This window comes from Curtobacterium sp. VKM Ac-1376, from assembly GCF_015351025.1.
Classification (GTDB): domain Bacteria; phylum Actinomycetota; class Actinomycetes; order Actinomycetales; family Microbacteriaceae; genus Curtobacterium.
The window spans coordinates 35,299-60,513 of the sequence record NZ_JADKRV010000010.1 but is presented as its reverse complement, the minus strand read 5'-3'; the positions used below and the strand labels follow the sequence as shown (position 1 = coordinate 60,513).

Annotated in this window: 25 protein-coding genes and 3 tRNA genes; 16 read left to right on the top strand and 12 right to left on the bottom strand. The window is 71.1% G+C overall.

The genetic code is table 11. The features are described from left to right. Positions 1 to 12 precede the first annotated feature (12 nt). Complete coding sequence (locus ITJ56_RS12520; RefSeq protein ID WP_194630943.1) at positions 13 to 480, bottom strand: MarR family winged helix-turn-helix transcriptional regulator; 468 nt, start codon at positions 478 to 480, stop codon at positions 13 to 15. Positions 481 to 608: 128 nt separating this feature from the next. Here ITJ56_RS12520 and ITJ56_RS12515 point away from each other — a divergent pair, with 128 nt between their 5' ends. Next, positions 609 to 4,181: a bifunctional proline dehydrogenase/L-glutamate gamma-semialdehyde dehydrogenase gene (locus ITJ56_RS12515; protein WP_194630942.1), complete on the top strand. Its 3,573-nt coding sequence runs from the start codon at positions 609 to 611 to the stop codon at positions 4,179 to 4,181. A gap of 36 nt (positions 4,182 to 4,217) precedes the next feature. Here the strand turns inward: ITJ56_RS12515 and ITJ56_RS12510 are convergent, their stop codons facing one another. From ITJ56_RS12510 to ITJ56_RS12485, 6 genes are all read right to left on the bottom strand, one after another. Then, on the bottom strand, positions 4,218 to 4,415 hold the full coding sequence (locus tag ITJ56_RS12510) for a hypothetical protein (protein WP_194630941.1): 198 nt from the start codon (positions 4,413 to 4,415) through the stop codon (positions 4,218 to 4,220). Between the two features lie 118 nt (positions 4,416 to 4,533). After that, positions 4,534 to 4,887 (bottom strand): hypothetical protein, encoded by a 354-nt coding sequence (locus tag ITJ56_RS12505; RefSeq protein WP_194630940.1) that lies wholly within the window; start codon positions 4,885 to 4,887, stop codon positions 4,534 to 4,536. Positions 4,888 to 4,953: 66 nt separating this feature from the next. Continuing rightward, a complete protein-coding gene (locus ITJ56_RS12500) occupies positions 4,954 to 5,715 on the bottom strand; it encodes a DUF2071 domain-containing protein (protein WP_323749799.1) in 762 nt (253 codons plus the stop codon). Then, positions 5,712 to 6,545: a nitroreductase family protein gene (locus ITJ56_RS12495; RefSeq protein ID WP_194630939.1), complete on the bottom strand. Its 834-nt coding sequence runs from the start codon at positions 6,543 to 6,545 to the stop codon at positions 5,712 to 5,714. Before ITJ56_RS12495 ends, ITJ56_RS12500 begins: the two co-directional genes overlap by 4 nt. Positions 6,546 to 6,548: 3 nt before the next feature. Beyond that, entirely contained in the window at positions 6,549 to 6,932 is a 384-nt protein-coding gene (locus tag ITJ56_RS12490) for a hypothetical protein (RefSeq protein WP_194630938.1), read from the bottom strand. A gap of 10 nt (positions 6,933 to 6,942) precedes the next feature. Then, a complete protein-coding gene (locus ITJ56_RS12485; RefSeq protein ID WP_194630937.1) occupies positions 6,943 to 7,380 on the bottom strand; it encodes an Lrp/AsnC family transcriptional regulator in 438 nt (145 codons plus the stop codon). Between the two features lie 245 nt (positions 7,381 to 7,625). On the opposite strand from ITJ56_RS12485, the gene ddaH reads away from it, so the two are divergent. Both ddaH and rocD read left to right on the top strand, forming a co-directional pair. Further along, positions 7,626 to 8,534 carry a dimethylargininase gene (gene ddaH, locus ITJ56_RS12480; protein ID WP_194630936.1) on the top strand — a complete coding sequence of 303 codons (909 nt, stop codon included), beginning with the start codon at positions 7,626 to 7,628 and terminating at the stop codon, positions 8,532 to 8,534. Next, entirely contained in the window at positions 8,534 to 9,763 is a 1,230-nt protein-coding gene (gene rocD, locus ITJ56_RS12475) for an ornithine--oxo-acid transaminase (RefSeq protein ID WP_194630935.1), read from the top strand. The genes ddaH and rocD overlap by 1 nt, the downstream gene beginning before the upstream one ends. Before the next feature lie 85 nt (positions 9,764 to 9,848). On the opposite strand, the gene ITJ56_RS12470 is transcribed toward rocD, so the two are convergent. After that, a complete protein-coding gene (locus ITJ56_RS12470) occupies positions 9,849 to 10,841 on the bottom strand; it encodes an NAD-dependent epimerase/dehydratase family protein (protein WP_194630934.1) in 993 nt (330 codons plus the stop codon). Positions 10,842 to 11,017: 176 nt separating this feature from the next. On the opposite strand from ITJ56_RS12470, the gene ITJ56_RS12465 reads away from it, so the two are divergent. Next, entirely contained in the window at positions 11,018 to 12,028 is a 1,011-nt protein-coding gene (locus ITJ56_RS12465; protein WP_194630933.1) for an aldo/keto reductase family protein, read from the top strand. A gap of 88 nt (positions 12,029 to 12,116) precedes the next feature. Here the strand turns inward: ITJ56_RS12465 and ITJ56_RS12460 are convergent. From ITJ56_RS12460 to ITJ56_RS12450, 3 genes are all read right to left on the bottom strand, one after another. Next, a tRNA-Phe gene (locus ITJ56_RS12460) sits at positions 12,117 to 12,189 on the bottom strand. Position 12,190: 1 nt separating this feature from the next. After that, positions 12,191 to 12,267, bottom strand: a tRNA-Asp gene (locus ITJ56_RS12455). A 92-nt stretch (positions 12,268 to 12,359) separates the two neighbouring features. Next, positions 12,360 to 12,432 (bottom strand) — tRNA-Glu (locus tag ITJ56_RS12450). 258 nt (positions 12,433 to 12,690) lie between these two features. Between ITJ56_RS12450 and ITJ56_RS12445 the strand changes: the two genes are divergently transcribed. Then, complete coding sequence (locus ITJ56_RS12445) at positions 12,691 to 13,968, top strand: M23 family metallopeptidase (RefSeq protein WP_194630932.1); 1,278 nt, start codon at positions 12,691 to 12,693, stop codon at positions 13,966 to 13,968. Between the two features lie 33 nt (positions 13,969 to 14,001). Next, positions 14,002 to 15,426, top strand: a complete 1,425-nt coding sequence (locus ITJ56_RS12440; RefSeq protein WP_194630931.1) for an NlpC/P60 family protein — start codon at positions 14,002 to 14,004, stop codon at positions 15,424 to 15,426. A gap of 76 nt (positions 15,427 to 15,502) precedes the next feature. On the opposite strand, the gene ITJ56_RS12435 is transcribed toward ITJ56_RS12440, so the two are convergent. Beyond that, the gene (locus ITJ56_RS12435; protein WP_194630930.1) at positions 15,503 to 15,994 is read right to left on the bottom strand and encodes an inorganic diphosphatase; all 492 of its coding nucleotides are present in this window, start codon (positions 15,992 to 15,994) and stop codon (positions 15,503 to 15,505) included. Between the two features lie 64 nt (positions 15,995 to 16,058). Between ITJ56_RS12435 and tilS the strand changes: the two genes are divergently transcribed. The 10 genes from tilS to ITJ56_RS12385 all read left to right on the top strand — a co-directional run bounded on the left by tilS (position 16,059) and on the right by ITJ56_RS12385 (position 25,173). Next, positions 16,059 to 17,078, top strand: coding sequence for a tRNA lysidine(34) synthetase TilS (gene tilS, locus ITJ56_RS12430; RefSeq protein ID WP_194630929.1), 1,020 nt, complete (start codon positions 16,059 to 16,061; stop codon positions 17,076 to 17,078). 9 nt (positions 17,079 to 17,087) lie between these two features. Further along, entirely contained in the window at positions 17,088 to 17,639 is a 552-nt protein-coding gene (gene hpt / locus ITJ56_RS12425; RefSeq protein ID WP_110895024.1) for a hypoxanthine phosphoribosyltransferase, read from the top strand. Positions 17,640 to 17,774: 135 nt separating this feature from the next. Then, entirely contained in the window at positions 17,775 to 19,760 is a 1,986-nt protein-coding gene (gene ftsH, locus ITJ56_RS12420; RefSeq protein WP_194630928.1) for an ATP-dependent zinc metalloprotease FtsH, read from the top strand. Positions 19,761 to 19,766: 6 nt separating this feature from the next. Next, the gene (gene folP, locus ITJ56_RS12415) at positions 19,767 to 20,735 is read left to right on the top strand and encodes a dihydropteroate synthase (protein WP_194630927.1); all 969 of its coding nucleotides are present in this window, start codon (positions 19,767 to 19,769) and stop codon (positions 20,733 to 20,735) included. Next, the gene (gene folB / locus ITJ56_RS12410; protein WP_194630926.1) at positions 20,732 to 21,121 is read left to right on the top strand and encodes a dihydroneopterin aldolase; all 390 of its coding nucleotides are present in this window, start codon (positions 20,732 to 20,734) and stop codon (positions 21,119 to 21,121) included. The genes folP and folB overlap by 4 nt, the downstream gene beginning before the upstream one ends. Further along, the gene (gene folK / locus ITJ56_RS12405) at positions 21,118 to 21,672 is read left to right on the top strand and encodes a 2-amino-4-hydroxy-6-hydroxymethyldihydropteridine diphosphokinase (protein WP_194630925.1); all 555 of its coding nucleotides are present in this window, start codon (positions 21,118 to 21,120) and stop codon (positions 21,670 to 21,672) included. The genes folB and folK overlap by 4 nt, the downstream gene beginning before the upstream one ends. Next, positions 21,669 to 22,160 carry a DUF3180 domain-containing protein gene (locus tag ITJ56_RS12400; protein ID WP_194630924.1) on the top strand — a complete coding sequence of 164 codons (492 nt, stop codon included), beginning with the start codon at positions 21,669 to 21,671 and terminating at the stop codon, positions 22,158 to 22,160. Before folK ends, ITJ56_RS12400 begins: the two co-directional genes overlap by 4 nt. Positions 22,161 to 22,184: 24 nt before the next feature. Beyond that, complete coding sequence (locus ITJ56_RS12395) at positions 22,185 to 22,706, top strand: PH domain-containing protein (protein ID WP_194630923.1); 522 nt, start codon at positions 22,185 to 22,187, stop codon at positions 22,704 to 22,706. Between the two features lie 8 nt (positions 22,707 to 22,714). After that, the gene (locus tag ITJ56_RS12390; protein WP_194630922.1) at positions 22,715 to 24,484 is read left to right on the top strand and encodes a PH domain-containing protein; all 1,770 of its coding nucleotides are present in this window, start codon (positions 22,715 to 22,717) and stop codon (positions 24,482 to 24,484) included. Beyond that, positions 24,481 to 25,173 carry a Rossmann-like and DUF2520 domain-containing protein gene (locus ITJ56_RS12385; RefSeq protein ID WP_194630921.1) on the top strand — a complete coding sequence of 231 codons (693 nt, stop codon included), beginning with the start codon at positions 24,481 to 24,483 and terminating at the stop codon, positions 25,171 to 25,173. Before ITJ56_RS12390 ends, ITJ56_RS12385 begins: the two co-directional genes overlap by 4 nt. Positions 25,174 to 25,215 lie beyond the last annotated feature (42 nt).

Here is a 25,215-nt window from a genome sequence, read left to right as displayed (position 1 = left end):
CGGCGGCCGGGGTCAGTCGTCGGGCTGCTCGTCCGGCCCGATCGCGGCGTCGACGCGTGCGCTGACGGACCGCAGCGTGTCCGCGTCCGTCCCCACGGGCCTCCAGAACAGGTCTTCCAGCGCACCCGTGTGCGCGCGGATGCCGGCGAGCACCGCACGACGACCATCCGTGGTCATCACCACCCAGCTGCCGCGACCATCGCTGGGACAGTCGGCGCGCTCCACCAGGCCGCGGGAGACCATCCGTGTGACCTGGTGGCTGACGCGCGACTTCTCCCACCCGATCCCCGCGGCGATGTCCCGGACGCGCAGACGGTGGTCGGGGTCACGGTGCAGGCCGATCAGGATCTCGAACTCGGGGACGGAGATGCCCGCACCCGCCTGGACCGCCTGGTCCAGCGCCCGGTCGAGCCGTCGCCAGACGTCGTGGTACGCGTCCCAGGTGGCCCAGTCGTGGCCACCGTTGCCCTCCGTCGACATGCCGACCAGCGTATCCACCGGGCGGACGGTCGGGCCGCGCCGTCGGTGCTTTCATCCGCACGGATGACTCCTGGCCGACGTGCGGCGCGCTCCGAGGTCGCGTCGGACGTGCGGCATACGATCGAAGCATGCCGCGCGCCCGCCTCCAGGACACCACCGATGAGGCCGTCGCGCTCGTGCGACGGTGGCTGGCGGCGTCCGCCGGGGCGAAGCCGGACCCGGGCGCAGCCCGGTTGGCGCAGGTCCTGCGCGACGAGCGGGGGCTCGACTTCACGCGCGGGTTCGTGGACAAGGTCATCCGCCCCGAGGACCCCCGGGTCGCCGCCCGCAACCTCGAGCAGCTCAGCCGCGACGTCCCCGACTTCCTCGCCTGGTACCTCCGCGGCGCCGTGACGCTCGGCGGTGGGTTCGCGACCATGGCGCCGTGGGCGGTCATCCCGACGGCGCGCCGGATCCTGCGCCGGATGACCGGGCACCTGGTGATCGACGCGAGCACGGCCAAGCTCGGACCGGCGCTCGCCAAGATCGGCGGACCGGGCACCCGGCTCAACGTGCACCTGCTCGGTGAAGCCGTCCTCGGCAGCGGCGAGAGCGACCGTCGGCTGCAGGGCACGATGGACCTGCTCGCCCGCGACGACGTCGACCACGTGTCGATCAAGGTCAGTTCGGTCGTGCCACAGATGTCGATGTGGGCCTTCGACCAGACGGTCGAGCGCGTCGTCGACCGGCTCGTCCCGCTGTACCGACTGGCCGCTGCGCCGCTGGCGTCCGGCCGACCCGCCAAGTTCATCAACCTCGACATGGAGGAGTACCGCGACCTCGACGTCACCCTCGCGGTGTTCCGGACCCTGCTCGACCGCGACGAGTTCGCCGACCTGCAGGCGGGCATCGTCCTGCAGGCGTACCTGCCCGACACCGCCGGAGCCTTCGAGTCGCTGACGGCGTGGGCCCAGGCCCGCCGAGCGCGCGGCGGCGCCCCGATCAAGGTGCGGCTCGTCAAGGGTGCCAACCTCGCGATGGAACACGTGGACGCGATCGTGCACGAGTGGCCCCTCGCGACCTGGGGCAGCAAGCGCGAGACCGACACCGCCTACCTGCGGATGCTCGACGCCGCACTGACCCCGGAGCGGACCGACGCGGTGCGGATCGGTGTCGCCGGCCACAACCTGTTCGACCTCGCCACCGCGTGGGTGCTCGCGCAGCGCCGCGGGGTGACCGACGCGGTCGACGTCGAGATGCTCCTCGGCATGGCGTCCACGCACGCTGATGCCGTCCGGGCCGACGTCGGCCAGATCCTGCTCTACACGCCCGTCGTGCAGCCCGACGAGTTCGACTCGGCGATCGCGTACCTGGCCCGACGGCTGGAGCAGAGCGCGAACCCCGAGAACTTCATCTCCGGCGCCTTCGACATCGACCGCGATGCGAGCGTGTTCGAGCGCGAGCACGCCCGGTACCTCGCCTCCGTCCAGGCGCTCGACGAACCCGTCCCCGCGAGTCACCGCACGCAGGACCGCCGTCGCGCGCTCGGCGAGCCCGTGCTGCGCGACGCGTTCCGGAACGCCCCGGACACCGACCCGTCGATCGCCGCGAACCGGACCTGGGCGCTCGACGTCCTGCGCCGGGTGCCGCGCTCGCAGCTCGGCGCGCAGACCATCCGCGGAGCGAAGGTCACCGACCGTTCCAAGCTCGAACGGATCATGGCCCGGACGGCCCAGGCCGGGGTGAACTGGGGACGGCAGGACCCGTCCGACCGCGCCGAGCTCCTCGACCTGATCGGGCACGAGCTCGAGACCCGTCGCGCCGACCTGATCGAGGTCATGGCCGCCGAGACGGGCAAGACGTTCTCCGAGGCCGACACCGAGGTCACCGAGGCCGTCGACGCCGCCCACTACTACGCCGAGAGCGCCCGCCGCCTCGGCGACGTCGAGGGCGCGCAGTACGTCCCGCCGCGACTCACCGTCGTGGTCCCGCCGTGGAACTTCCCCGTCGCGATCCCCGCCGGCGGCGTGCTGGCGGCGCTCGCCGCGGGCAGTGGTGTCGTCCTGAAGCCCGCGCCCGAGGCCACGCGGTCCGGCGCGGTGCTCGCCGACGTGCTCTGGGACGCCGGGGTGCCGCACTCGCTGCTGCAGCTCGTCGACCTCGCCGAGGACGAACTCGGCCGCGACCTCATCGGCCACCCGGCGGTCGACCGCATCATCCTGACCGGCTCCGCCGACACCGCCCGCTCGTTCCGCTGGTGGCGAGCCGGGTTGCCGCTGAGCGCCGAGACGAGCGGCAAGAACGCCGTCGTCGTCACACCGAGCGCTGACCTCGACCTCGCGGTGCAGGACATCGTGCAGTCCGCCTTCGGGCACGCCGGGCAGGAGTGCTCCGCTGCGTCCCTCGTGATCCTGGTCGGGTCGGTCGGCGAGAGCGAACGCTTCCACCGCCAGCTCGTCGACGCCACCCGCACGCTGCGGGTCGCCTGGCCCGACGACCCCACGGCACAGGTCGGCCCGCTCATCGCCGAGCCGCAGGGCAAGCTGCGCCAGGGTCTGACCGAACTCGGGCCGGGGGAGTCCTGGCTCGTGCAGCCGGAGGCGCTCGACGACTCCGGGCGGCTCTGGTCGCCGGGCATCCGCGACGGCGTCCGGCCCGGCAGCGACTTCCACCAGACCGAGTACTCCGGTCCGGTGCTCGGCATCATGCGTGCCGAGACCCTCGAGCAGGCGATCGCGATCCAGAACGGCACCGACTTCGGGCTGACGGCGGGCATCCACTCGCTCGACGTCGACGAGGTCTCCGAGTGGCTCATCCGCGTCCGCGCGGGCAACCTGTGCGTCAACCGCGGCATCACCGGCGCCGTCGTCGGGCGCCAGCCGTTCGGCGGCTGGAAGGGTTCGTCGGTCGGCACCGGCACCAAGGCCGGCGGCCCGATGTACGTCGCGACGCTCGGCCGCTGGCTGCCCGTGCCGCGCACCGTGCACAAGAGCATCCAGCTGCACGGTCTGCCCCCGCGCGTGACCGCGGTCATCGAGGCCGCTCGCACCGGCCTGTCGTTCGAGGACTTCGACCGCGTCCGTGCCGGTGCCCTGAGCGACGTCCGCGCGCGGGAGACGCTGTACGGCCGGTCGCAGGACCTGTCCGGGCTCGTCGTGCAGCGGAACGTGCTGCGGCACCGCCCGCAGTCCGTCATCGTCCGCCAGGCCGAGGACGCCTCGATGGGCGACCTCGTCCGCACGCTCGTCGCCGCGACCTCGGCCCGAGCCCACATCCTGCTCAGCACCGCTCGGCCCCTGCCCGGCCCGCTCACCCAGCTGCTGGCATCGAGCCGGTCACCGCTCGACGTCGTCGACCACCTGGTGGAGTCCGACCAGGACTTCCACGCCCGGGCGTCGTCGGGATCCGTGTTCCAGGCGGACTGGTCGAACGGCGAGGACGAACAGCCCGTCGACGCGCTCGAGGCCGTGTTGTCACAGGGGCAGGACCGCCCGACCCACACGGCGTTCGGCGGCCCGGGCGCTCGGATCCGGCTGCTCGGAGGCGACTCGCTCGCGCTCGAGGAAGCCTTCGGGGCGAGCATCGACGTCGCGATCCACGACGCCCCGGTGGTCGAGGCGGGCCTGATCGAGATGCTTCCCTACCTGCGCGAGCAGTCGGTGTCGATCACGGCGCACCGGTTCGGGGACGTGGACGGCGACTTCTCCGAGCTGCGGGTCTAGGCGCCGCCCGCTCCGTTCCGTCGGTTCGCGCGAGGGTCAGTCCTCGACGTCGCCGCCCTCTTCGTCCTCGACACCGGTCTCGTCCATGCGGTCGCGCAGGTGGTCCGACATCGCGCCAGCACCCTCGCCCGCGTGGTCGTGGTCGACCTGCTCGATCAGGCCGTGCAGCTTCTCGTGGTTCGTGGCATCGGTGGCACCGTCCATGACGGGCTCGGTCTGCTCGTTGTCGCTCATGCTCCGGACGCTACGCCGCGGTTGCTGCGGAACGGTCGTGGAGTTCGATCGCACCGCCGTCGCACGCCGTGGTGCCCACGAGGTCGAACACCGGGATCGGTGCCGCCACCGACAGCGTTCAGCGACGGCTTCCGCGACCCACCACCGCTGCCTCGGCGACCGCGAGCACGGTCGCGATCCACAGCTGCTCGGTGGCGAACCGGCGTCGGCGGGGATCGGCGACGGCCAGCGGCACCATCGTCACGCCGTGCAGGGTGTCGACGACGGCGCTCAGGGTGTGTGCGCTGCCGGAGCCCGCACGCGCGACGAGCACGGCCTGCGCGAGCTGCCGGACACCCAGGACGCCGTGCAACACGGCCTGGTCCGACCCGCGGAACGCACGGCTCAGGTGCCACAGGCCGAGTCCGGCGCGGGCCAGGTCGACGACGGCTGCCCCTGCGGATCCACCGGTCACCACTGCCACTCGAGTCATGGCTCCTTTGTACTTGCGGGCAGCCGCGTCCCACTCAGCCGCTGTCCCCGGAGCGGCGACCCCGCCTCAGCGACCCCGCCCGAACCGCGTCGTGACCCCCGACGAGTACAGCACCGAGTCCGGCTCCAGCTCCGTCAGCCCGAACGGCAGCCCCGCCGCTCCGACCAGGTCGTCCCGCAGCGACACCACCGAGGCCCGGTGCAACGGCCACGACTCGTGCTCGTTCGGCCAGAACCGCGTCCGTCCGGCCCGGTGCACGTGCATGCCCCACCGCGCCGTCAGGAACGTCTCGAGCGGTCCCGGCTCGTCGAGCAGGTCGCCGACCCGCACGTCGACCATCGACCGCAGGTGCGTTCCGTGCCGGCGCATCGCGTACCCGACGCGGCCGTCGCCGCTGCGCGACTCGGCGACCGCCCACCGGTACGGCAGGCCGGTGGCGACGCGTGCGCCGACGGTCGGCAGGAGCTTGCCGGCGTCGAGCGACAGGAACACGACGCCGCGCTGGCCCTGCTCGTCGATCGTGTAGACGCGGACGTTCACCTCGACGAAGTCGCCGACGCTGCCGACCGAGAACGGCGGGAACCGGGTGTCCTCGAACCGGAACGCGATGAGACCCACCCAGGTGGTCACCCCGTCGTCGGTGCCGTCGAGCGCCATCGTGTCGGGTCGCGTGCCGACCGGCAGCAGCGGGGCCACCGCCGACACGTCGACGCGCCAGTGCACGAAGACGACGTCGAGCCAGTCCTGCGAGATCCAGGGGCGGCCCGGCAGGCCGGGGGCGACGGCCTGGAGGCTCGGAGCGGTCTGGGTGGGTCGGGTGTCGGTCACGGCGTGGTCGCCTCTGGTTCGATGTGGGCTGCGACGGGTGCGTCGTCCCACCCTTCCTGCGGGGTGTCGCACGTGCCGCGGAACACGTACTGCGATGGTCGCTTCCGCTCGCTCGACGTCCAGTCGATCGCGGGGCGCCGTCGTTCCGGGGGCAGGTACCCGATCCGGTACACCGCCATCAGCTCGAGCGACTCGGGCACCCGGAGCAGCCCCTCGATCTCCGCCCAGGCACCCGGGGTCTCCATCGGGAACGACACGAACTGGATGCCGAGGCCGAGTTCAGTCGTCGCGAGCCAGATGTTCTCCATCGCCGCGCCCATGCTGAACACCGAGTAGAAGCCGGACAGCTCCTCCTTCCGGTACTCGTGGCGGTCGAGCATCACGCCGAGCAGCAGTGGTGATCCGGCGACGAGCTTCCGGTTCTCCTCACCCAGGGTCTGCGGCACCCGCAGCGTGTTCATGAGCAGCTGCCCGCGCTTCGTGAACACCTGCTTCGTGAACGGCCTCAGCGGCCCGGGGAGCTTGTCGAACAGCATGCCGTCGCGCCGCTCGTCCATCTCGGCCTTCGAGAACCGGAAGTACGGCTTGTACCGTTCGAAGAACGTGCCCTCGGCCATCGTGCGGGTCATCGATCTCCCGCTGATCTCGGCGACGCGGTCGATCGTCTGGCGCTCCTCGATCAGCACGAAGCGCCACGGCTGGCTGTTCAGCTGCGACGGTGCCCGGCCGGCGAGCTCCATGAGCAGCCGCTGGTGCTCCTCGGACACCGGATCGGGCAGGAACGGCCCGTTCGTCGTGCGTCGTCGTCGGATGGCCTCGAACAGCTCCACTGCTCACCTCTCTGATCGCCTGCGCGCGAGCACCGCCCCCAGGTAGGACGGTGCGGCGGCGACCGCGACTCTCCAGTGTGCTCCGGAGCGCGGGTTCGTGCGTGGAACGACGGCCAGCGGCACGAGCGCCGGCAGCAGGAAGAGCGCGGTCCGGTCACGCGTCCACACGGGGGTCGTCGCGGCGACGCCGGTCAGGGTCGCGGTCACGACGAACAGGCCGTGGTGCACGACGCGGAGCTTCTTCGTGCGGATCAGCCGCACGGCGACCGCGGTGCCCCAGAGGCAGTTCGCGACGTACGCGACGCTCGCAGCGGTGACCAGCTGCCGGGCCGGGCGGGATCCCGTGGGGGGTGATCCGGGCCTCCTGGCCGTCGTCTTCCGTCCCATGCGTGGGACGTTACGCGGTTTCGCGGCTGACGAGCTTGGAGAGCACGATCGCGGAACGGGTGTGGTCGACCTGCGGTGCGAGGCGGACCTTGTCGAGCGCTTCCTCGAGTGCGGACAGGTCCTTCGAGCGCATGTGCACGACGGCGTCGGCGCTCCCGGTGACCGTACCGGCGTCGATCACCTCGGGCACGGTGTCGAGCAGCGCGCGCAGTTCGTCGGGTGAGACGGTGCCGCGGCAGTAGAGCTCGACCCAGGCCTCGGTACCGCGGTCCTCCACGGCGGGGTCGACCTTGATCGTGAAGCCCTGGATGACGCCGTCGGCGACCAGCCGGTCGACGCGGCGTTTCACGGCCGAGGCCGAGAGTCCGACCACCGACCCGATGTCGCCGTAGCCGGCACGGGCGTTGTCCCGGAGCTGATCCAGGATGCGGTGGTCGAGCGTATCCATTGCACCCATCGTACGCCGACTTCTTGCGGCGTCGGCGGTCCGGACGCACGAAATGTGCGTCACCCGAACAGGTGTCACGGTCCGACGCACGGGGGACTGCACGCTTCGGACGGTTCATGCCAGACTCTCGACTGGCGTCGACCTGGTCCGCTGCGGTGAGTGAGCCTGCATCTCGCCGGAGCTCTTCTCCTCGTTCCGTTTCGGTTCCTGGCAGGCTCGGGCCCCGGTCCCTTGCAGGAGGACTGATGTCGAACACCGCACCCGCCCCCGAGTCCGTCGCCACCCCGGCCCGTGTCGCCACGAAGCGCACGATCCTGATGTGCAAGCCGGACTTCTACACGGTGAGCTACCGGATCAACCCGTGGATGCACCCGGAGGAGCCGACCGACACGTCGAAGGCCGTTGAGCAATGGCAGTCGCTCGTCGACGTCTACGAGCAGCTCGGCTTCGACATCTCGTACATCGAGCCCATCGACGGCCTGCCGGACATGGTCTACGCGGCCAACGGCGGGTTCGTCCTCGACGGGATCGCGTACGGCGCGAAGTTCCAGTACCCGGAGCGTCAGCCCGAGGGACCGGCGTACATGGACTGGTTCCGCCAGGCCGGCCTGACCGTCGCCGAGCCGGAGCAGACCAACGAGGGCGAGGGTGACTTCCTGCTCATCGGGGACACCATCTACGCCGGCACCGGCTTCCGGTCGGACAGCACCTCGCACGACGAGCTCGCGACGATCTACGGCCGCGAGGTCGTCACGCTCAAGCTCATCAACCCGAGCTTCTACCACCTCGACACCGCCATCGCCGTGCTCGACCCCGAGCCTTCCGTCGACGGGACGAGCAACATCGCGTACCTGGAGAGCGCCTTCGACGAACCGTCGCTCACGATCCTGCGCGAGCGCTTCCCGGACGCGATCATCGCGACGGAAGAGGACGCCGCGATCCTCGGCCTGAACTCGTACTCCGACGGGTACAACGTCGTGATCGCCGCGCGGGCGACAACGTTCGCGTCGCAGCTGAAGGAAAAGGGCTACAACCCGATCGGCGTCGACCTGTCCGAGCTGCTGCTCGGCGGCGGCGGCGTGAAGTGCTGCACCCTCGACCTGCACCCGGTCGGCACCGGTACCTCGGTCGCGCGTTCGCTCGGGGTCAGCTGATGTCGGCGGCAGCGTCGCTCGGGGTCAACACCGCGGCGGCGCTCGCCGTCGAGGACCGCGCTCTCGCGCACAACTACAGCCCGCTGCCCGTCGTCATCGCGTCGGGCTCCGGCGCGACCGTCACGGACGTGGACGGCAAGCGGTACCTGGACGGTCTCGCCGCGTACTCGGCCGTGAACTTCGGCCACAGCAACCCCCGGCTGCTCGACGCCGCGCGGGCGCAGCTCGACCGCGTGACGCTCACGAGTCGCGCGTTCGTGAACGACCAGCTCGGGCCGTTCGCGGCGTCGCTTGCCGCGTTGACGGAGACCGAGATGGTCCTGCCGATGAACACCGGCGCCGAGGCCGTCGAGTCGGCGATCAAGGTGTCCCGCGCCTGGGGCTACCGCGTCAAGGGCGTGCCGGCCGAGCGGGCGACGATCATCGTGGCGTCCGGCAACTTCCACGGCCGCACGACGACGATCATCTCGTTCTCCGACGACCCTTCCGCCCGTGATGATTTCGGCCCGTACACGCCGGGCTTCCGGACCGTGCCGTACGGCGACGCCTCCGCGCTCCGGGAAGCGATGGACGAGACCGTCGTCGCCGTGCTGCTCGAGCCGATCCAGGGCGAGGGCGGGGTCGTCATCCCGCCGCCGTCGTACCTCGGTGACGTCCGCTCGATCTGCGACGAGTTCGGTGCGCTGTTCGTCGCCGACGAGATCCAGTCCGGCCTCGGTCGCACGGGTCACACGCTCGCGGTGCAGCGCGTCGGGGTGCGGCCCGACCTCATCACGCTCGGCAAGGCCCTCGGCGGCGGCATCGTGCCGGTGTCGGCGGTCGTCGGCTCGGCTGCCGTTCTCGGAGTCCTGCGTCCCGGCGAGCACGGTTCGACCTTCGGTGGGAACCCGCTCGCGGCGGCCGTCGGTGCCGAGGTCGTGGCGATGCTCGGCGAGGGCACCTTCCAGCAGCGGGCCCTCGACGCCGAACCGCTGCTGCGCGGGCTGCTCGACGACCTGCTCGGCAAGGGTGTGGTCTCGCACCGCGTCGCCGGACTCTGGGCGGGGATCGACATCGACCCCGCGCTCGGCACCGGCAAGGCGATCGCGAAGGACCTCGCCGACCGCGGGCTCCTGGTGAAGGACACCCACGGTTCGACGATCCGCTTCGCCCCGCCCCTGGTCGTCACCGACGACGAGGTGCGCTTCGCGATCGGAACCCTCGCCGACGTCCTGACCGCGCGCGCCTGACGCTCCCGTCCGCCCACGGAACCAGGTTCCGGACACGACACCGCGATCTTCCGTGGTGCTGTGTCCGGAACCTGGTTCCGATGCGTCACACCGCCCAGCGCGCCGCCAACTCGTCCATCAGGGCGTCGAGGCGCTCGTCGACGACCTGCTCTTCGGGGTGTGCCTCGTACCAGGCGATGACCTCGCGCACACCCTGCCGGTAGGGCGTGCGCGGCCGGTACCACGGCACGAGCGACCGGACCTTGCTGTTGTCGAACACCGAGCTGTTCGCCTTGTCGCCGAGCAGCGCCGCGCCCCACTCGGCATCGGCGGCGGCGATGGCGTCCGCCGGCACGTGCACGATCCGCAGGTCCTCGACCCCGGCCGCCGCCGCGATCTCGTGCGCGATGGCGTTCCACGTCGGCGCCTCGTCGCTCGTGATCGTGAACGGCTCGCCGATCGCCTCGGCCCGATCGAGCAACCCGGTGAACCCGACCGCGAAGTCACGGCTGTGCGTCAGGGTCCACAAGCTCGTGCCGTCCCCGGTGATGATGACCGGCTTGCCGGCACGCATCCGCGCGACCGCCGTCCAGCCGCCGGTCAGCGGTAGCTTCGTCTCGTCGTAGGTGTGCGACGGCCGAACGATCGTCACCGGGAAGTCCTGCTCCCGGTACGCCTGCATCAGCAGCTCCTCGCACGCGATCTTGTCGCGCGAGTACTGCCAGTACGGGTTCTTCAACGGCGTCGACTCCGTGATCGGCAGGTGCGTCGCCGGCGTCTGGTACGCCGAGGCCGAGCTGATGAACACGTACTGCCGCGTCCGCCCGGCGAAGAAGTCGACGTCGGCCTGCACCTGCTCCGCCGTGAACGCGATCCAGTTCACGACCACGTCGAAGCGACGGTCGCCGAGTGCGTCCGCCAGGGCGCTGCGGTCCGACACGTCGGCCTGGAGGCGCGTCACACCCTCCGGGATCGGCCTGCCCCCGGTGGTCCCGCGGTTGAGCACGGTCACGTCGAACCCCTGCTCGACGGCTTCCCGGACGCAGGCGGCGCTGATGACGCCGCTCCCGCCGATGAACAACACGCTCGCTCCGGTCATGGATGCTCCCTCGCTTCGATGCGGCGCAGCGTTGCGCCGTCGTCCCATGTGATCCTGCACCTCCGGCGCTGGGTCGGGCACGTCGTTGCCCCCTCGCCGAGTACGTGCCGCGGCGACGGGACTACCGTCACGGTTCGGGTCGCACCGACGCGCCCCACGACAGGAGTGACACGCACATGGAGTACCGCTACCTCGGCAACTCGGGCCTCAAGGTCTCCGAGATCACCTACGGCAACTGGCTCACCCACGCATCCCAGGTCGAGAACGACGCCGCGATCGCCTGCGTCAAGGCCGCGTTGGAGGTCGGCATCTCGACGTTCGACACCGCGGACGTCTACGCCAACACCGGCGCCGAGACCGTCCTCGGCGAGGCGCTCAAGGGGGAGCGACGCCAGTCCCTCGAGATCGCCACGAAGGTATTCGGGCCGACCGGGCCGAAGGGCCACAACGACACCGGCCTGTCGCGCAAGCACATCCTCGAGTCGATCGACGGCTCGCTCCAGCGCCTGCAGACGGACTACGTCGACCTGTACCAGGCACACCGGTTCGACTACGAGACCCCGCTCGAAGAGACGATGCAGGCCTTTGCCGACATCGTGCGACAGGGCAAGGTCCTGTACGTCGGCGTCAGCGAGTGGACGGCGGACCAGCTGCGCGCGGGTGCTGCGCTGGCGAAGGACCTCGGGTTCCAGCTCATCTCGAACCAGCCGCAGTACTCAGCGCTGTGGCGGGTCATCGAAGAAGAAGTGGTGCCCACCTCGAAGGAACTCGGCATCTCGCAGATCGTCTGGTCGCCCATCGCCCAGGGCGTGCTCACCGGCAAGTACAAGCCGGGTCAGCCGCTGCCTGAGGGGTCCCGCGCGACCGACGACAAGGGCGGCGCGGACATGATCAAGCGGTTCATGCGTGACGAGGTGCTGTCGTCGGTGCAGGAGCTCGAGCCGATCGCGAAGGAGCTCGACCTGTCGATGGCGCAGCTCGCCGTCGCGTGGGTCCTGCAGAACGAGAACGTCGCCTCGGCGATCATCGGGGCCTCGCGCCCGGAGCAGGTCCACGACAACGCTGGTGCCGCCGGCGTCACGATCCCGGCGGAACTGCTGTCCCGGATCGACGACGCCCTCGGTGCTGTGGTCGAGCGCGACCCGGCGAAGACGAACGACAGCAGCCCGAAGACCCGCGAGGCGTAGCCACCGAAGCCAGCGTGTGGAGGCGACCGACGCCAGACGGCTCACGCAACGGAAAAGGCCCCCTGCCGAAGCAGGGGGCCTTCACCGGTGGCTGGACACGGCATCGATCCGTGGACCTTTCGATTTTCAGTCGAACGCTCTACCAACTGAGCTATCCAGCCGTGGCGACCCTGACGGGACTTGAACCCGCGACCTCCGCCGTGACAGGGCGGCACGCTAACCAGCTGCGCTACAGGGCCATGTTGTGTTGTGGGTACTGCGTGTTGTGGGTACTGCGTGTTGTGTCTTGCTGTGGTGTTGCTCAGTTCTACTTGCTCGCTCACTCAGGGAGTGACCCCAACGGGATTCGAACCCGTGCTGCCGCCGTGAAAGGGCGGTGTCCTAGGCCACTAAACGATAGGGCCGCAAGTAGTGCTTCGCGCTACCGATGGACAAGCATACGGATGCCCTCCGGGTTTCACAAATCCGAGCCCGCCAGCCGTGCATCCCCGGCGTGTCGCGTGCCTGACGCACGGCTCCCGAAGGTTCCCGGTGCGAGCATCGACGACGGCCACACCCCTCGTCCGAGGGGCTGTCGAGCCTGCGACCCGTGTTGTTACTGTTGCGTCTGTTAACAGTGTTACGTGCGTGAGCCTTGCCGCGCTGTTACGAAATCGAGATACATGTCGACCATCACTCCCCTTTCCCTCCGCACCCGCAGCCGCTTCGTCGCCGTCGCGGTCGCCGTCGCGCTCACGGTCGGCACCCTCGCGGCGATCGCTCCGGCGTCGTCCGCCAGCGCCGCGAGCTACCCGAGTTGGGACGAGGTCGAGCAGGCGAAGTCATCGACCAGTGCCCAGCAGGCCAAGGTCAGCGAGATCAAGTCACTCATCTCCTCGCTGGAGTCCGAGGCGTCGGCCAAGCAGAAGCAGGCGCAGGCCGCGGGTGAGGCGTACCAGGCAGCGCAGAGCGAGTACGACGCCGCGACCCTGAAGCAGAAGAAGTTCCAGACGCAGGCCGACGATGCGAAGCAGACCGCCGTGCAGTCCGAGGCGCAGGCGGGTCAGCTGGCCGCCCAGCTCGGACGGACCAGCGGCGACGACGTGACGACGGACATCCTGACGCACCCCTCCGACTCGGACGACCTGCTGTACGAGCTCGGTGCCATGTCGAAGCTCAGCGAGCAGGCCGACGGCATCTACTCGCAGGCGTCGCAGGACCGGGGCGTCGCCCAGGGCCTGGCCGACAAGGCCGACCGCGCCAAGGACGCGCTCGGCGAGCTCGCCGACGCCGCCCAGTCGAAGATGCAGGAGGCGCAGGGCGCAGCCGACGCCGCGCAGGCCGCGGTCGACGCCCAGACCGACAACGAGGCCCGGCTCGAGGCGCAGCTGACGGCCCTCACCACCGAGCAGGAGGGTGTCGAGGCCGACTACCGCAAGGGCGTCGCCGCCGAGAAGGCCCGGCAGGCGCGCATCGCCGCCGCTGCCGCTGCAGCCGCCGCGAAGGCCGCCGCCACGACCGAGGGCGGCACGGGCGGCGGGACCGCGAACGCCTCCGGGTGGGTCCGTCCCTCGGGGGGCTACCAGACCAGCCCCTACGGCTACCGCGTCGACCCCTACACGCACGTCAGCGCGCTGCACGCCGGTGTCGACCTCGCACCCGCCTGCTACGCGCCGATCTACGCCGCGCACGACGGCACGGTGACCTTCGCCGGCAACGGCGGCGGCTACGGCAACGAGGTCATCCTCGACAACGGCGGCGGCATCTCGACGGCGTACGGCCACATCGTCGACGGCGGCATCATGGTCACCAACGGCCAGCACGTCACCGCCGGTCAGCAGATCGCCAAGATCGGCTCGACCGGCTGGTCGACCGGATGTCACCTCCACTTCGAGACCCGGGTCAACGGTGCTGCCGTCGACCCGGTCCCCTTCATGGCAGCGCGGGGGATCTCGGTATGAGCATCAGCGCTACCGGAAGGCTCTGACCACGTCATGACCACGTCCGCACGCTCGTTCTCCTGCGGGATCGCGACCATCGCCGTCCTCGGCATCGGCCTGTCGGTCGTCATCGCCGGACCGGCCCAGGCCGCGCCCTCCGCCCCGTCCTGGGACGACGTCAAGGCCGCCAAGTCCGACGCGGCCGACGCCCAGCAGACGGTCGACGAGCTGAGCGAGCGACTCACCACGCTGCAGGACGCCGCCGACCAGGCCGGCGTGGCGGAGCAGCAGGCGGGGCAGGCGTACGCCCTCGCCGCGTCGCAGCAGCAGGAGGCGAAGGACACCCTCGTCGACCTGTCCGCGCAGTCGAAGCGTGCGAAGGACCGGGCGGACGACTCCGCGGGCCAGGTGGCAGGGCTCGTGGTCGAGCTCTCCCGCACCGGCGGCGGCGACCTGTCCACGACGATGCTCATGGACTCGTCCGACTCGAAGGACCTGCTCTACCGCGTCGGTACCATGACGCACCTGTCCGAGCGATCCGCGACCGTCCTCGCCGAGGCGCGTGCCGACCAGAAGACCGTCGAGTCCCTGGCCGCGCAGCAGTCCGCCGCCGAGACGGCCCTGAGCAAGGCGACCGAGGCGACGAAGACCGCCTTCGCGACGGCGAACGACGTCTCCGCCGACGCGCAGGCCCGCGTGCAGCAGGAGCAGGACCAGCAGGACGAGGTCCTCCGCCAGCTCGCCTACCTCAAGGGCACGAGCGTCGCCACGGAGACCGCCTACTGGAACGAGCAGCAGGCGAAGGCCGCGGAGACCGCACTCGCCGAAGAAGCAGCCCATGGTGGCAGCAGCACCGGAGCGAGCAGCGGCAGCTCGAGCAACAGCGGTGGAGGTGCGGGCGGGGCCGACACGACGAGCCCGTCGAAGGCCACGACGCCGAGCACCCCGGCGAAGGCCACGACGCCGAGCACGCCGGCGAAGGCCACGACGCCGAGCACGCCGGCGAAGGCCACGACGCCGAGCACCCCGGCGAAGGCCACGACGCCGAGCGCTGCAGCCCCCGCCCCGGCCACGACGACCACCCCGTCGAAGGCCGCTGGCGCCATCTCCTACGCCCGCGGCCAGCTCGGCAAGGCCTACGTCCTCGGCGGTGCCGGCCCGAACACCTGGGACTGCTCCGGCCTCGTGATGATGGCCTACAGCTCGCAGGGCATCGCGACCGGTGGGCACAACGTCGTGTGGCAGTACGACTACTTCAAGTCGATCGGCCGCCTCGTCCCGCTGTCCCAGCGCCAGCCCGGCGACATCCTCTTCTACTCGTCCAACGGAACTGCCTCGGGTGGTTACCACGACTCGATCTACACCGGCAACGGGATGATGGTCGAGGCCGCGCGCCCGGGCGTCGGCGTGGTCGAGCGGGCGGTCTGGACACCGAGCCAGCTCCTGCCCTACGTCGCACGCCCGAGCGGTTCCCTGTAGCGGGAGCGGCACCAGGACACAGAACGGCGCCCGCCCTCCGGAAGGAGAGCGGGCGCCGTCGCGGTGCGAGACCGTTTCAGTGCGAGCCGGGCACGTAGGCGGCCTGGCCGGCCTGCACGATGCGCTCGGCCTCGGCGGCGTCGCCCCAGCCCTCGGCCTTGACCCACTTGTTCGGCTCGAGGTCCTTGTACCGCTCGAAGAAGTGCGCGATCTCGGCCTTCATCTGCTCCGGCACGTCCGAGATGTCCTGGATGTGCGCCCAGCGCGGGTCCTTGGCGGGGACGACGAGGACCTTCTCGTCGTTGCCGGCCTCGTCGCTCATCTTGAAGACGCCGACGGGGCGGACCTTGACGCCGACACCCGGGAACGTCGGGAACTCGAGCAGCAGCAGGGCGTCCACGGGGTCACCGTCGTCGGCCAGGGTCTTCTCGAAGAACCCGTAGTCGGTGGGGTAGACGAACGAGGTGAACAGCACGCGGTCGAGGTAGACGCGACCGGTCTCGTGGTCCACCTCGTACTTGTTGCGGCTGCCCTTGGGGATCTCGACGACGACGTCGTACGCGGCCATGTTGCGCTCCTGTGTCTGCTTCGGGGACTGTCGTGTGTTGCGAAAGCGCGGCTAACGTTACCGGGTGAACTCTCCGCGTCCCCGGCTCGACCCCGCCGTCGCCGCGACCCGCCTGGCGGTCCGCGACCTGCTCGCCGCCGCGCTCGACGACGGCGTCGTCGTGAGCGGTGACCTCGTGCTCGTCGCGCTGAGCGGCGGACCGGACTCGCTCGCGCTCGCCGCGGCCACCGCGTTCGAGGCGGGCAAGCAGGGGCTCCGGGCCGGGGCAGTGGTCGTCGACCACGCGCTCCAGGCGGGCTCCGAGGCGGTCGCGAGCCGCGCCTCCCGGCAGGCATCCGAGCTGGGACTCGACCCGGTGACGGTCCGCAGGGTCGCGGTCGGTTCGGACGGTGGCCCGGAGGGCGCCGCCCGGGAGGCCCGCCATGCGTCGATCGCCGAGGTCGCGTCCGCCACCGGGTCGCCCCTGGTGCTGTTCGGGCACACCCTCGACGACCAGGCCGAGACGGTGCTGCTCGGCCTGCTGCGCGGCAGCGGGCCGGACAGCCTGTCCGGGATGCTGCCGCTCGCCCGGCGGGACGACGGTCCGGCCTACGGCCGTCCGCTGCTCGCCGTCCGACGGCACGCGACCCGCCAGGCGTGCGCCGCCGCGGGGCTCGCGCCGTGGCACGACCCGCAGAACGACGACCCGGCGTACGCGCGGGTGCGGGTGCGGAACACGCTCATGCCGGTGCTCGAGCGGGAGCTCGGTGCGGGTGTGCCCGAGTCCCTGGCCCGGACTGCCGACCAGCTGCGCGAGGACTCCGCGGCGCTCGACCACTTCGCCGAGGAGATCGCGGAGGACATCGCCGAGCACTCCGAGGCCGGCATCTCGCTGTCCGTGCGGGCGCTCGCGGCAAACCCGCCCGCACTGCGGCAGCGGCTCGTGCGGCTGGCGGTGGAGAGCGAGTTCGGCGTCACGCTGTCGCGGGTGCAGACGCTCGAGGTCTGCCGACTCGTCACGGACTGGAGCGGACAGGGGCCGATCGACCTTCCGGGCGTCCGTGCGACGCGGACCGGCGACCGTGTGGAGTTCAGCGCCGGTTAGGCTGGCGTGGTGGAACTCTCCGACGTCCAGGCAGACCTGTCCGAAGTGCTCTTCACCCCCGAGCAGATCGACGAGAAGCTCGCCGAGCTCGCGGCGGCGGTCGACGCCGACTACGCGGGCCGCGACCCGCTGCTCGTGGGCGTGCTGAAGGGTGCCGTCATGGTGATGGCGGACTTCTCGCGGCACCTCAAGATGCAGGCGCGCATGGACTGGATGGCGGTGTCGTCCTACGGGTCCGGCACGAAGTCGTCCGGCGTGGTGCGGATCCTCAAGGACCTCGACACCGACCTGCACGGGCGCGACGTGCTGATCGTCGAGGACATCATCGACTCCGGCCTGACGCTGTCCTGGCTGAAGCAGAACCTGCAGTCGCGCGGTGCCGCGAGCGTCGAGATCGTCGCCCTGCTGCGCAAGCCCGAGGCCGCCAAGGTCGAGGTGGACGTGAAGTACGTCGGCTTCGACATCCCGGATGCGTTCGTCGTGGGCTACGGCCTCGACTACGACGAGCGCTACCGGAACCTGCGCGGCGTGGGCGTCCTCGCCCCGCACGTCTACTCGTAGCCCGTCCAGGGGGTACTTGCCCCGGGTGGAGTTCGCCCGCAGAGGACACCCATTCTCGCCACAGAATCGCAGCCGTATGCTGATCAGCACGCAACTTCGGCAGAGAAAGGTGTCGGGCATTCGCGCCCGGATCACATGAACTTCAAGCGCATCTTCCGCGGCCCGTACCTCTACGTGTTGATCGCGCTGGCGGGCATCTTCATCGGCTGGAGCGTGATCGCCCAGGCGGGCACGCAAGAGATCAACACCCAGAAGGGTCTCGAGCTCCTCGACGACGGCAAGGTCTCGTCCGTGACCGTCAACTCGACCGAGCAGCGTGTCGACCTGACGCTCAAGGACGGCGGCAAGGTGGAGCAGTTCTACTACTCCACGCCCCGCGGCGAAGAGGTCATCCAGGCCGTCAACAGCGCCGACCTGCCCAAGGGCTACAACGACACCGTGCAGCAGGGCAACTGGTTCCTGTCACTGCTCGGCATCCTGTTGCCGTTCCTGATCATCGGTGCCCTGTTCTGGTTCCTGCTCTCGAGCGCCCAGGGCGGCGGCTCGAAGGTCATGCAGTTCGGCAAGTCGAAGGCGAAGATCAACAACAAGGAGAACCCGCAGGTGTCGTTCTCCGACGTCGCGGGTGCCGACGAGGCGATCGAGGAACTGCACGAGATCAAGGAGTTCCTCAAGGAGCCCGCGAAGTTCCAGGCCGTCGGGGCGAAGATCCCGAAGGGCGTGCTGCTCTACGGCCCTCCCGGAACCGGCAAGACCCTGCTCGCCCGCGCCGTCGCGGGGGAAGCCGGTGTGCCGTTCTACTCGATCTCCGGTTCGGACTTCGTCGAGATGTTCGTCGGTGTCGGTGCGAGCCGTGTGCGTGACCTGTTCGAGCAGGCCAAGGCGAACTCGCCGGCCATCGTCTTCATCGACGAGATCGACGCCGTCGGTCGCCACCGTGGCGCCGGCATCGGTGGTGGCAACGACGAGCGCGAGCAGACGCTGAACCAGCTCCTGGTCGAGATGGACGGCTTCGACGGCAAGACGAACGTCATCCTCATCGCCGCGACGAACCGTCCCGACGTGCTCGACCCCGCGCTCCTGCGCCCCGGCCGCTTCGACCGGCAGATCGGCGTCGACGCTCCGGGCCTCGCCGGCCGCAAGCAGATCCTCGAGGTGCACGCGAAGGGCAAGCCGCTCGCCGCGAGCGTCGACCTCGAGCTGCTCGCCCGCAAGACGCCGGGCTTCACCGGCGCCGACCTGGCGAACGTCCTGAACGAGGCAGCCCTGCTGACCGCCCGCTCGAACGCGCAGCTCATCGACAACCGCGCCCTCGACGAGGCCGTGGACCGCGTGATGGCCGGCCCCCAGCGCCGCACCCGGATCATGTCCGACCAGGAGCGCCTGATCACCGCGTACCACGAGGGCGGCCACGCTCTGGCGGCAGCGGCGATGCGGCACACCGACCCGGTCACGAAGATCACGATCCTGCCGCGCGGCCGGGCCCTCGGCTACACGATGGTGCTGCCGCTCGAGGACAAGTACTCGGTCACCCGCAACGAGCTGCTCGACCAGCTCGCCTACGCCATGGGCGGTCGCGTCGCCGAGGAGATCGTGTTCCACGACCCCACCACCGGCGCCTCGAACGACATCGAGAAGGCCACCGGCACCGCGCGCAAGATGGTCACCGAGTACGGCATGAGCCAGGCCGTCGGGTCCGTCAAGCTCGGCTCCGGCTCGAGCGAGCCGTTCGTCGGCCGTGACATGAGCGGCGGGACCGGTCGCGACTACTCGGAGAACATCGCCGAGACGGTCGACGCCGAGACCCGTGCCCTGCTCGAGGCCGCGCACGACGAGGCCTACCAGGTGCTCAACGACAACCGCGACATCCTCGACCGCCTGGCCGGAGAGCTCCTCGAGAAGGAGACGCTCGACGCCCCGGAGCTCGTCGAGATCTTCAAGGACGTCCGCAAGCTGCCGGAGCGCCCGCAGTGGCTCTCCAGCGACAAGCGCCCGGTGAGCAACCTGCCCGCGATCGGGGTGCCCGGCAAGGCCGCCTCGACCGCGGCGGACGCGTCGGACTCCGAGACCTCGAAGCCCCGACGTCGTCCGTTCGGCAACCCGGGTATCGCCCCCGCGTAGGCCGGGATGACCGACCTGCCGACGCGACGTGAGCGTCGACTCGCCGAGGTGAGTCGTGCTCGTGCTGCCGCCGCCGAACCGCCGACGGTCGCGATCGACCTCCGCGCCCCCCAGCCGGTGCCGGAGGTCGTGACCGGCCGTCGCCGTGGCCGCGGTGGCCCAGCCGGGGACCGCACCCGCGTGCTGGGCATCCTCAACGTGACGCCGGACTCGTTCAGTGACGGCGGCCTCCACCAGGCCTACGACGCGGCCGTCCAGCACGCCCGTGACCTCGTCGCGGCCGGCGCGGACGTCATCGACGTCGGTGGTGAGTCCACCCGCCCCGGCTCGGAACGCGTCCCGGTGCCGGTCGAACAGGAGCGCGTGCTGCCGGTGGTGCAGCAGCTCGTGGCCGACGGCATCCCGGTCAGCGTCGACACCATGAACGCCGCGACCGCCGAACGCGCCGTGGAACTCGGGGCCGTGATCGTGAACGACGTCTCCGGTGGCCTGGCGGACCCCGACATGGCCCGCGTGGTGGCGTCCACCGGCGTCGGGTTCGTCGTGATGCACTGGCGCGGCCACAGCGACCGCATGTACCGCAACGCCGAGTACGTCCACGCCGTCGAAGAGGTCCGGCGCGAGGTCGAGCTCCGCGTCGCCGAACTCATCGTCCTGGGGGTCCGGCAGGAGCAGGTCGTCATCGACCCGGGCCTCGGCTTCGCCAAGCACGGCGTGCAGAACTGGCAGATCCTGGCCGGCTACGAGCGCTTCGCCTCGATCGGCCTGCCCGTGCTCGTCGCCGCGTCCCGCAAACGGTTCCTGGACGGCATCGGCAGCCCCGAGGGCGCCCCACCGAAGGAGCGCGACCTCGCCACCGCCGCCATCAGCCTGCTCGCCGCCGAACGCGGCGCGTGGGGCGTGCGCGTGCACGACCCGGCACCGACCCGTGCCGTGCTCGACGTCTGGGACGCCTGGAGGGCAGCTCGATCGTGAACGACACCATCCGACTCACCGGGGTCCGTGCGCGTGGACACCACGGCGTCTTCGACCACGAGCGCACCGACGGCCAGGACTTCGTCGTCGACGTGGCCGTGGAGCTCGACGCCCGTGCGGCCTCGGGCAGTGACGACCTCGACGCCACCGTGCACTACGGCGTGCTGGCCGAGCAGGTCGTCGCCGAGATCGAACGCGACCCGGTGGACCTGATCGAGACACTGGCCGAGCGCATCGCCGCTGGCGTGCTGACCCACCGTGCCGCCCTGGCGACGGAGGTCACCGTGCACAAACCGCAGGCCCCCATCACCGTGCCGTTCACCGACGTCTCGATCACCATCCGCCGCACCCGCGGCGCGACCGTGCCGGACGAGGAAGAAGAATGACCCGCCGGGTCGTCGTCGCGCTCGGTGCGAACCTCGGCGACCGGGGGAGCACCCTCCGTGCCGCCGCCGCCGCGATCGCCGCGCTGCCCGGGGTCGAGCCGGTGGCCGCCAGCCGCGAGGTCGAGTCCGTCGCGCTGACCGTCGACGGTCTCGACACGTCGAAGCCCCGGTACCGCAACGCCGTCGTGGTCGTCGACACCGAGCTCGAGCCGCAGGACTTCCTCGACGCCCTGCACGGCATCGAGGACGCCCACGGGCGCACGCGCGAGGTCAGGTGGGGCGACCGAACCCTCGACCTCGACGTCATCGCCGTCGACGCCCTGCGGATCGACACCGCCACCCTCACGGTGCCGCACCCGCGGGCCGCGGAGCGCGCGTTCGTGCTCGCCCCCTGGCTCGACGCCGACCCCGGGGCCGTCCTGCCCGGCGCCGGACCGGTGGCCGATCTGCTGGCCGCACTGGGGGACGACACCGAGCGCGTCGACGAGCCGCGCCTGTTCGAGGAGCCGGACCGCGCATCCCGGCCGACGGAGAGCAGGACCAGCGCATGAAACCCACCCGTGCCTCCACCCTGATCAGCATCGCCGTGGTCACGGCGGTCGCGGGCTTCGCGCTCGACGCCGTCCTGGCGTCGCGTCAGCTGCCGACGCTGCTGTTCTCGATCCCGCTCGGCATCACGCTCGCGTTCATCGGCGTCGCCGTCGTGCTCATGGCACGCCCGGTGCGCCGGCACGCTCGGGACGGCGCCGGGCGCGACCGCCCGGTCGACCCCCTCTACGCCACCCGTGTCGTCGTGCTCGCGAAGGCCTCGAGCATCTGCGGCACCCTGTTCGGCGGGTTCGCGCTCGGGCTGGTGCTGTACCTGCTGACCCGGTCGTCGACCCCTTCGCTAGGCTCGACCCTGCCGAACGTGATCGCCGTCGGGGGCGGGGTCGTCCTGACGGTCTGCGCACTCGTGGCGGAGCGCATGTGCATCGCACCCCCGGGTGACGACGACGACCGCGACGACCCGCGGAACGGCACGACGACGGTGAACTGACCGAGCACACCCAGGAGGCCCGCGATGCCGCGTGAACGACTCGACGAGCCGGGCCTCGGCCTCGGTGCCATCAGCTGGCACCGGGTGTCCGTGAAGCTCGTGTGGACCGAACTCATCACCACGCTCGTGATCGGTGTGGTGGTCACGGCCGGCTGTGTGCTCATCGGCGTGGTCAACGACGGCTTCGGTTCCGGTGCCGGCACGGTCTGGATCGCCATCGGCGCGGCCGTCGCCGTCATCACGGCGATCACCGCCGCCCTGACCCCGCGACGGGTCCGCGCCATCGGGTACGCGCTCCGCGACGACGACCTGATCGTCCGACGGGGCCTGATGTGGCAGCGGTTCACCGCCGTGCCGTACGGACGCATGCAGCTGGTCGACGTCGCCCGTGGGCCGCTCGACCGGGCGCTCGGCATGAGCGAGCTGAAGTTCGTGACCGCGGCCGCCGCGACGAACGTGCGCATCCCCGGAGTCCCCGCGGCCGACGCCGACGAGCTGCGCGACCGACTCGTCGAGCTCGCCGAGTCCCGCCGCGCCGGACTGTAGGGGACCCGGTGACGTTCCGACCCGGCACCCCGCCGCCCGCCCCGCCGGCGCCGCCCACGAAGGGTGACGCCGCGGCCGCCGCGCCCCTGACCGACGGCGAGTGGCACCGCCTGCACCCGCTCACCCCGCTGCTCAAGGGCGGGATCTTCCTGATCGTGATCCTCGGGTACGTGCTGAACAGCCTGCGGGACCAGCTCGTCGAGTTCTTCATCCCCGGGGGGCAGCGGGGCGAGGACGGCGACCCCGTCCGCTACGTGTGGGAGCACGGTGTCCTCGGGTGGGTCCTGCTCGGCCTGGCGGTGTTCCTGCTCGTGCTGATCGGGTTGTTCTACCTGTCCTGGCGCATGCACGAGTTCCGGGTCACCGGCGAGATCGTCGAGGTGCGCTCCGGCGTGCTGTTCCGGAACCACCGCAAGGCCCGGCTCGACCGGATCCAGGGCATCAACATCCAGCGGCCGCTCGTGCCACGGCTCTTCGGCACCGCCAAGCTCGAGATCGCCCAGGCCGGCAACGACGCCAACGTGCAGCTCGCCTACCTCGGGGTGCGCGCCGCCGACGACCTGCGGCAGCGGATCCTCGTGCTCGCCTCCGGCGCGAAGGACGACGACGAGCACGGCGGTCCGTCGAGGCAGTCGCACGGGGCGCTGCAGGACCGCGTGGACGAGGTGTTCTCGCCCGAGCTCGACCCCGCCGCGGTGCACGCCACCCGCATCGTCAAGGTCCGTCCCGGACGGTTGATCGCGTCGATGCTGCTGTCCGGCACCACGGTCTTCCTGGTGCTGGTCATCGTGGCGATGATCGTCAGCGTCGTGCTGACCGGCGAGTACGCGGTGTTGTTCGGTCTGTTCCCCGCGGTCCTCGGCGCCGGCAGCTACTACGTCCGCAAGTTCTCGCGCTCGCTGCAGTACACGATCGCCGAGACCCGCGACGGCATCCGCATCGGCTTCGGGCTCATCTCGACGTCGAACGAGACCCTGCCGCCCGGCCGCATCCACGCCGTCAGTGTCGCGCAGCCCCTGCTGTGGCGACCGTTCGGCTGGTGGGACATCCGCATCAACCGTGCAACGAGCGCCGCCAACGCCGCGTCGAGCAACCAGCAGGTGTCGTCCATCGTGCTGCCGGTCGGCACCGCGGCGGACGTCCGCGAGGTCCTCGACATCATCCTGCCCGGCCTCGTCGGTGCCGCCGTCGCCGGCCCGCAGGCTTCGCAGGAGGCCATGCGCGAGGGCTCGGCCGAGGCCGTCAACGTGGTCGACGACAGCCTCACGACCACCGGTGACCGCGGGGGCTTCGTGCACTCGCCGCGTCGCGCCGCGTGGTTGCGTCCCTTCGCGTTCCGCCGCAACGGCTACCGGTTCGTGCAGGGCGCGGTGCTGCTCCGCCTCGGCGCCGTCTGGCGGTCCCTCGTCATCGTGCCGCTGCCCCGGGTGCAGAGCGTCAAGGTCGAGCAGGGTCCGCTCGAGCGCGCGCTGCGTCTCGCCGCCGTCCACGTGCACACGGTGGCCGGCCCGGTCTCCGCGCGCGTCGGTGCCCTGGACGCACGGGACGCGCAGCGACTGTGGTCCGAGACCACCCACCGCGCCGTCGAGGCGGCCGCGCTCGACACCAGCCACCGCTGGCGCGAACGGGAGGCCCGCCCCACCACCGCCACCGACGTCGCGGACCTGTCCGTGCCCGGGTCCGGTACCCCTGCCGGACCGGCAGCGGACCAGCGGCCCGGCACCGTGCCTCCCGGCCCGGGGTGGTCCGACGTGCCGCCCACCGGAGCCGTCCGATGAGGGCCGGTCGTCTCGGCGTCGGGATCGTCGGCGCGGGCCGGGTCGGCCCGGTCCTCGGTGCCGCGCTGGCGAACGCGGAGCACGCGGTGGTCGGGGTGACCGCCGTGTCCGCCGAGAGCCGCGACCGTGCCGAGGCCATGCTGCCCGGCGCACCCGTGCTCGCGACGCCGGACCTGGTCGAGCGGAGCGAACTCGTGCTGCTCGCGGTGCCCGACGACCAGCTCGCGTCGCTCGTGCAGGGCCTGGCGGACGCCGGGATCTGGCAGCCGGGGCAGCTCGTCGTGCACACGAGCCCGGACCACGGCGTCGGGATCCTCGCTCCGGCGATGGCAGCCGGGGCGATCCCGTTGGCGATCCACCCGGCGATGGCGTTCACGGGCACGAGCGTCGACCTGTCGCGGCTGCGTGACGCCTACTGCGCGGTGACCGCTCCAGCGCCCGTGCTGCCGATCGCGCAGGCGCTCGTGGTGGAGATGGGCGCCGAGCCGTTCGTCGTGGCCGAGGGGGACCGACCCGCGTACGCCGACGCGGTGCGGGCCGCCGTGAGCTTCTCGACCGCGATCGTCGACCAGTCGGCCGGCACGCTGTCGGGCATCGGGGTCGAGCATCCGGGGCGTGTCCTCGGAGCGCTCGTCCGCTCCGCCGTCGACAACGCGCTGACGGCGGCCGACGGGCAGTCGACGCTGTAGCGGTTCGGGGGCGGGAGCGCGGCGCGGGTAGCATTTCCCCCG

Bases quoted from the DNA above. Each gene is read 5' to 3' on its own strand.
- ITJ56_RS12520 (WP_194630943.1), bottom strand. From the start codon at position 480: ATGTCGACGGAGGGCAACGGTGGCCACGACTGGGCCACCTGGGACGCG.
- ITJ56_RS12515 (WP_194630942.1), top strand. From the start codon at position 609: ATGCCGCGCGCCCGCCTCCAGGACACCACCGATGAGGCCGTCGCGCTC.
- ITJ56_RS12510 (WP_194630941.1), bottom strand. From the start codon at position 4,415: ATGAGCGACAACGAGCAGACCGAGCCCGTCATGGACGGTGCCACCGAT.
- ITJ56_RS12505 (WP_194630940.1), bottom strand. From the start codon at position 4,887: ATGACTCGAGTGGCAGTGGTGACCGGTGGATCCGCAGGGGCAGCCGTC.
- ITJ56_RS12490 (WP_194630938.1), bottom strand. From the start codon at position 6,932: ATGGGACGGAAGACGACGGCCAGGAGGCCCGGATCACCCCCCACGGGA.
- ITJ56_RS12485 (WP_194630937.1), bottom strand. From the start codon at position 7,380: ATGGATACGCTCGACCACCGCATCCTGGATCAGCTCCGGGACAACGCC.
- ddaH (WP_194630936.1), top strand. From the start codon at position 7,626: ATGTCGAACACCGCACCCGCCCCCGAGTCCGTCGCCACCCCGGCCCGT.
- rocD (WP_194630935.1), top strand. From the start codon at position 8,534: ATGTCGGCGGCAGCGTCGCTCGGGGTCAACACCGCGGCGGCGCTCGCC.
- ITJ56_RS12470 (WP_194630934.1), bottom strand. From the start codon at position 10,841: ATGACCGGAGCGAGCGTGTTGTTCATCGGCGGGAGCGGCGTCATCAGC.
- ITJ56_RS12465 (WP_194630933.1), top strand. From the start codon at position 11,018: ATGGAGTACCGCTACCTCGGCAACTCGGGCCTCAAGGTCTCCGAGATC.
- ITJ56_RS12445 (WP_194630932.1), top strand. From the start codon at position 12,691: ATGTCGACCATCACTCCCCTTTCCCTCCGCACCCGCAGCCGCTTCGTC.
- ITJ56_RS12440 (WP_194630931.1), top strand. From the start codon at position 14,002: ATGACCACGTCCGCACGCTCGTTCTCCTGCGGGATCGCGACCATCGCC.
- ITJ56_RS12435 (WP_194630930.1), bottom strand. From the start codon at position 15,994: ATGGCCGCGTACGACGTCGTCGTCGAGATCCCCAAGGGCAGCCGCAAC.
- ftsH (WP_194630928.1), top strand. From the start codon at position 17,775: ATGAACTTCAAGCGCATCTTCCGCGGCCCGTACCTCTACGTGTTGATC.
- folP (WP_194630927.1), top strand. From the start codon at position 19,767: ATGACCGACCTGCCGACGCGACGTGAGCGTCGACTCGCCGAGGTGAGT.
- folK (WP_194630925.1), top strand. From the start codon at position 21,118: ATGACCCGCCGGGTCGTCGTCGCGCTCGGTGCGAACCTCGGCGACCGG.
- ITJ56_RS12400 (WP_194630924.1), top strand. From the start codon at position 21,669: ATGAAACCCACCCGTGCCTCCACCCTGATCAGCATCGCCGTGGTCACG.
- ITJ56_RS12395 (WP_194630923.1), top strand. From the start codon at position 22,185: ATGCCGCGTGAACGACTCGACGAGCCGGGCCTCGGCCTCGGTGCCATC.
- ITJ56_RS12385 (WP_194630921.1), top strand. From the start codon at position 24,481: ATGAGGGCCGGTCGTCTCGGCGTCGGGATCGTCGGCGCGGGCCGGGTC.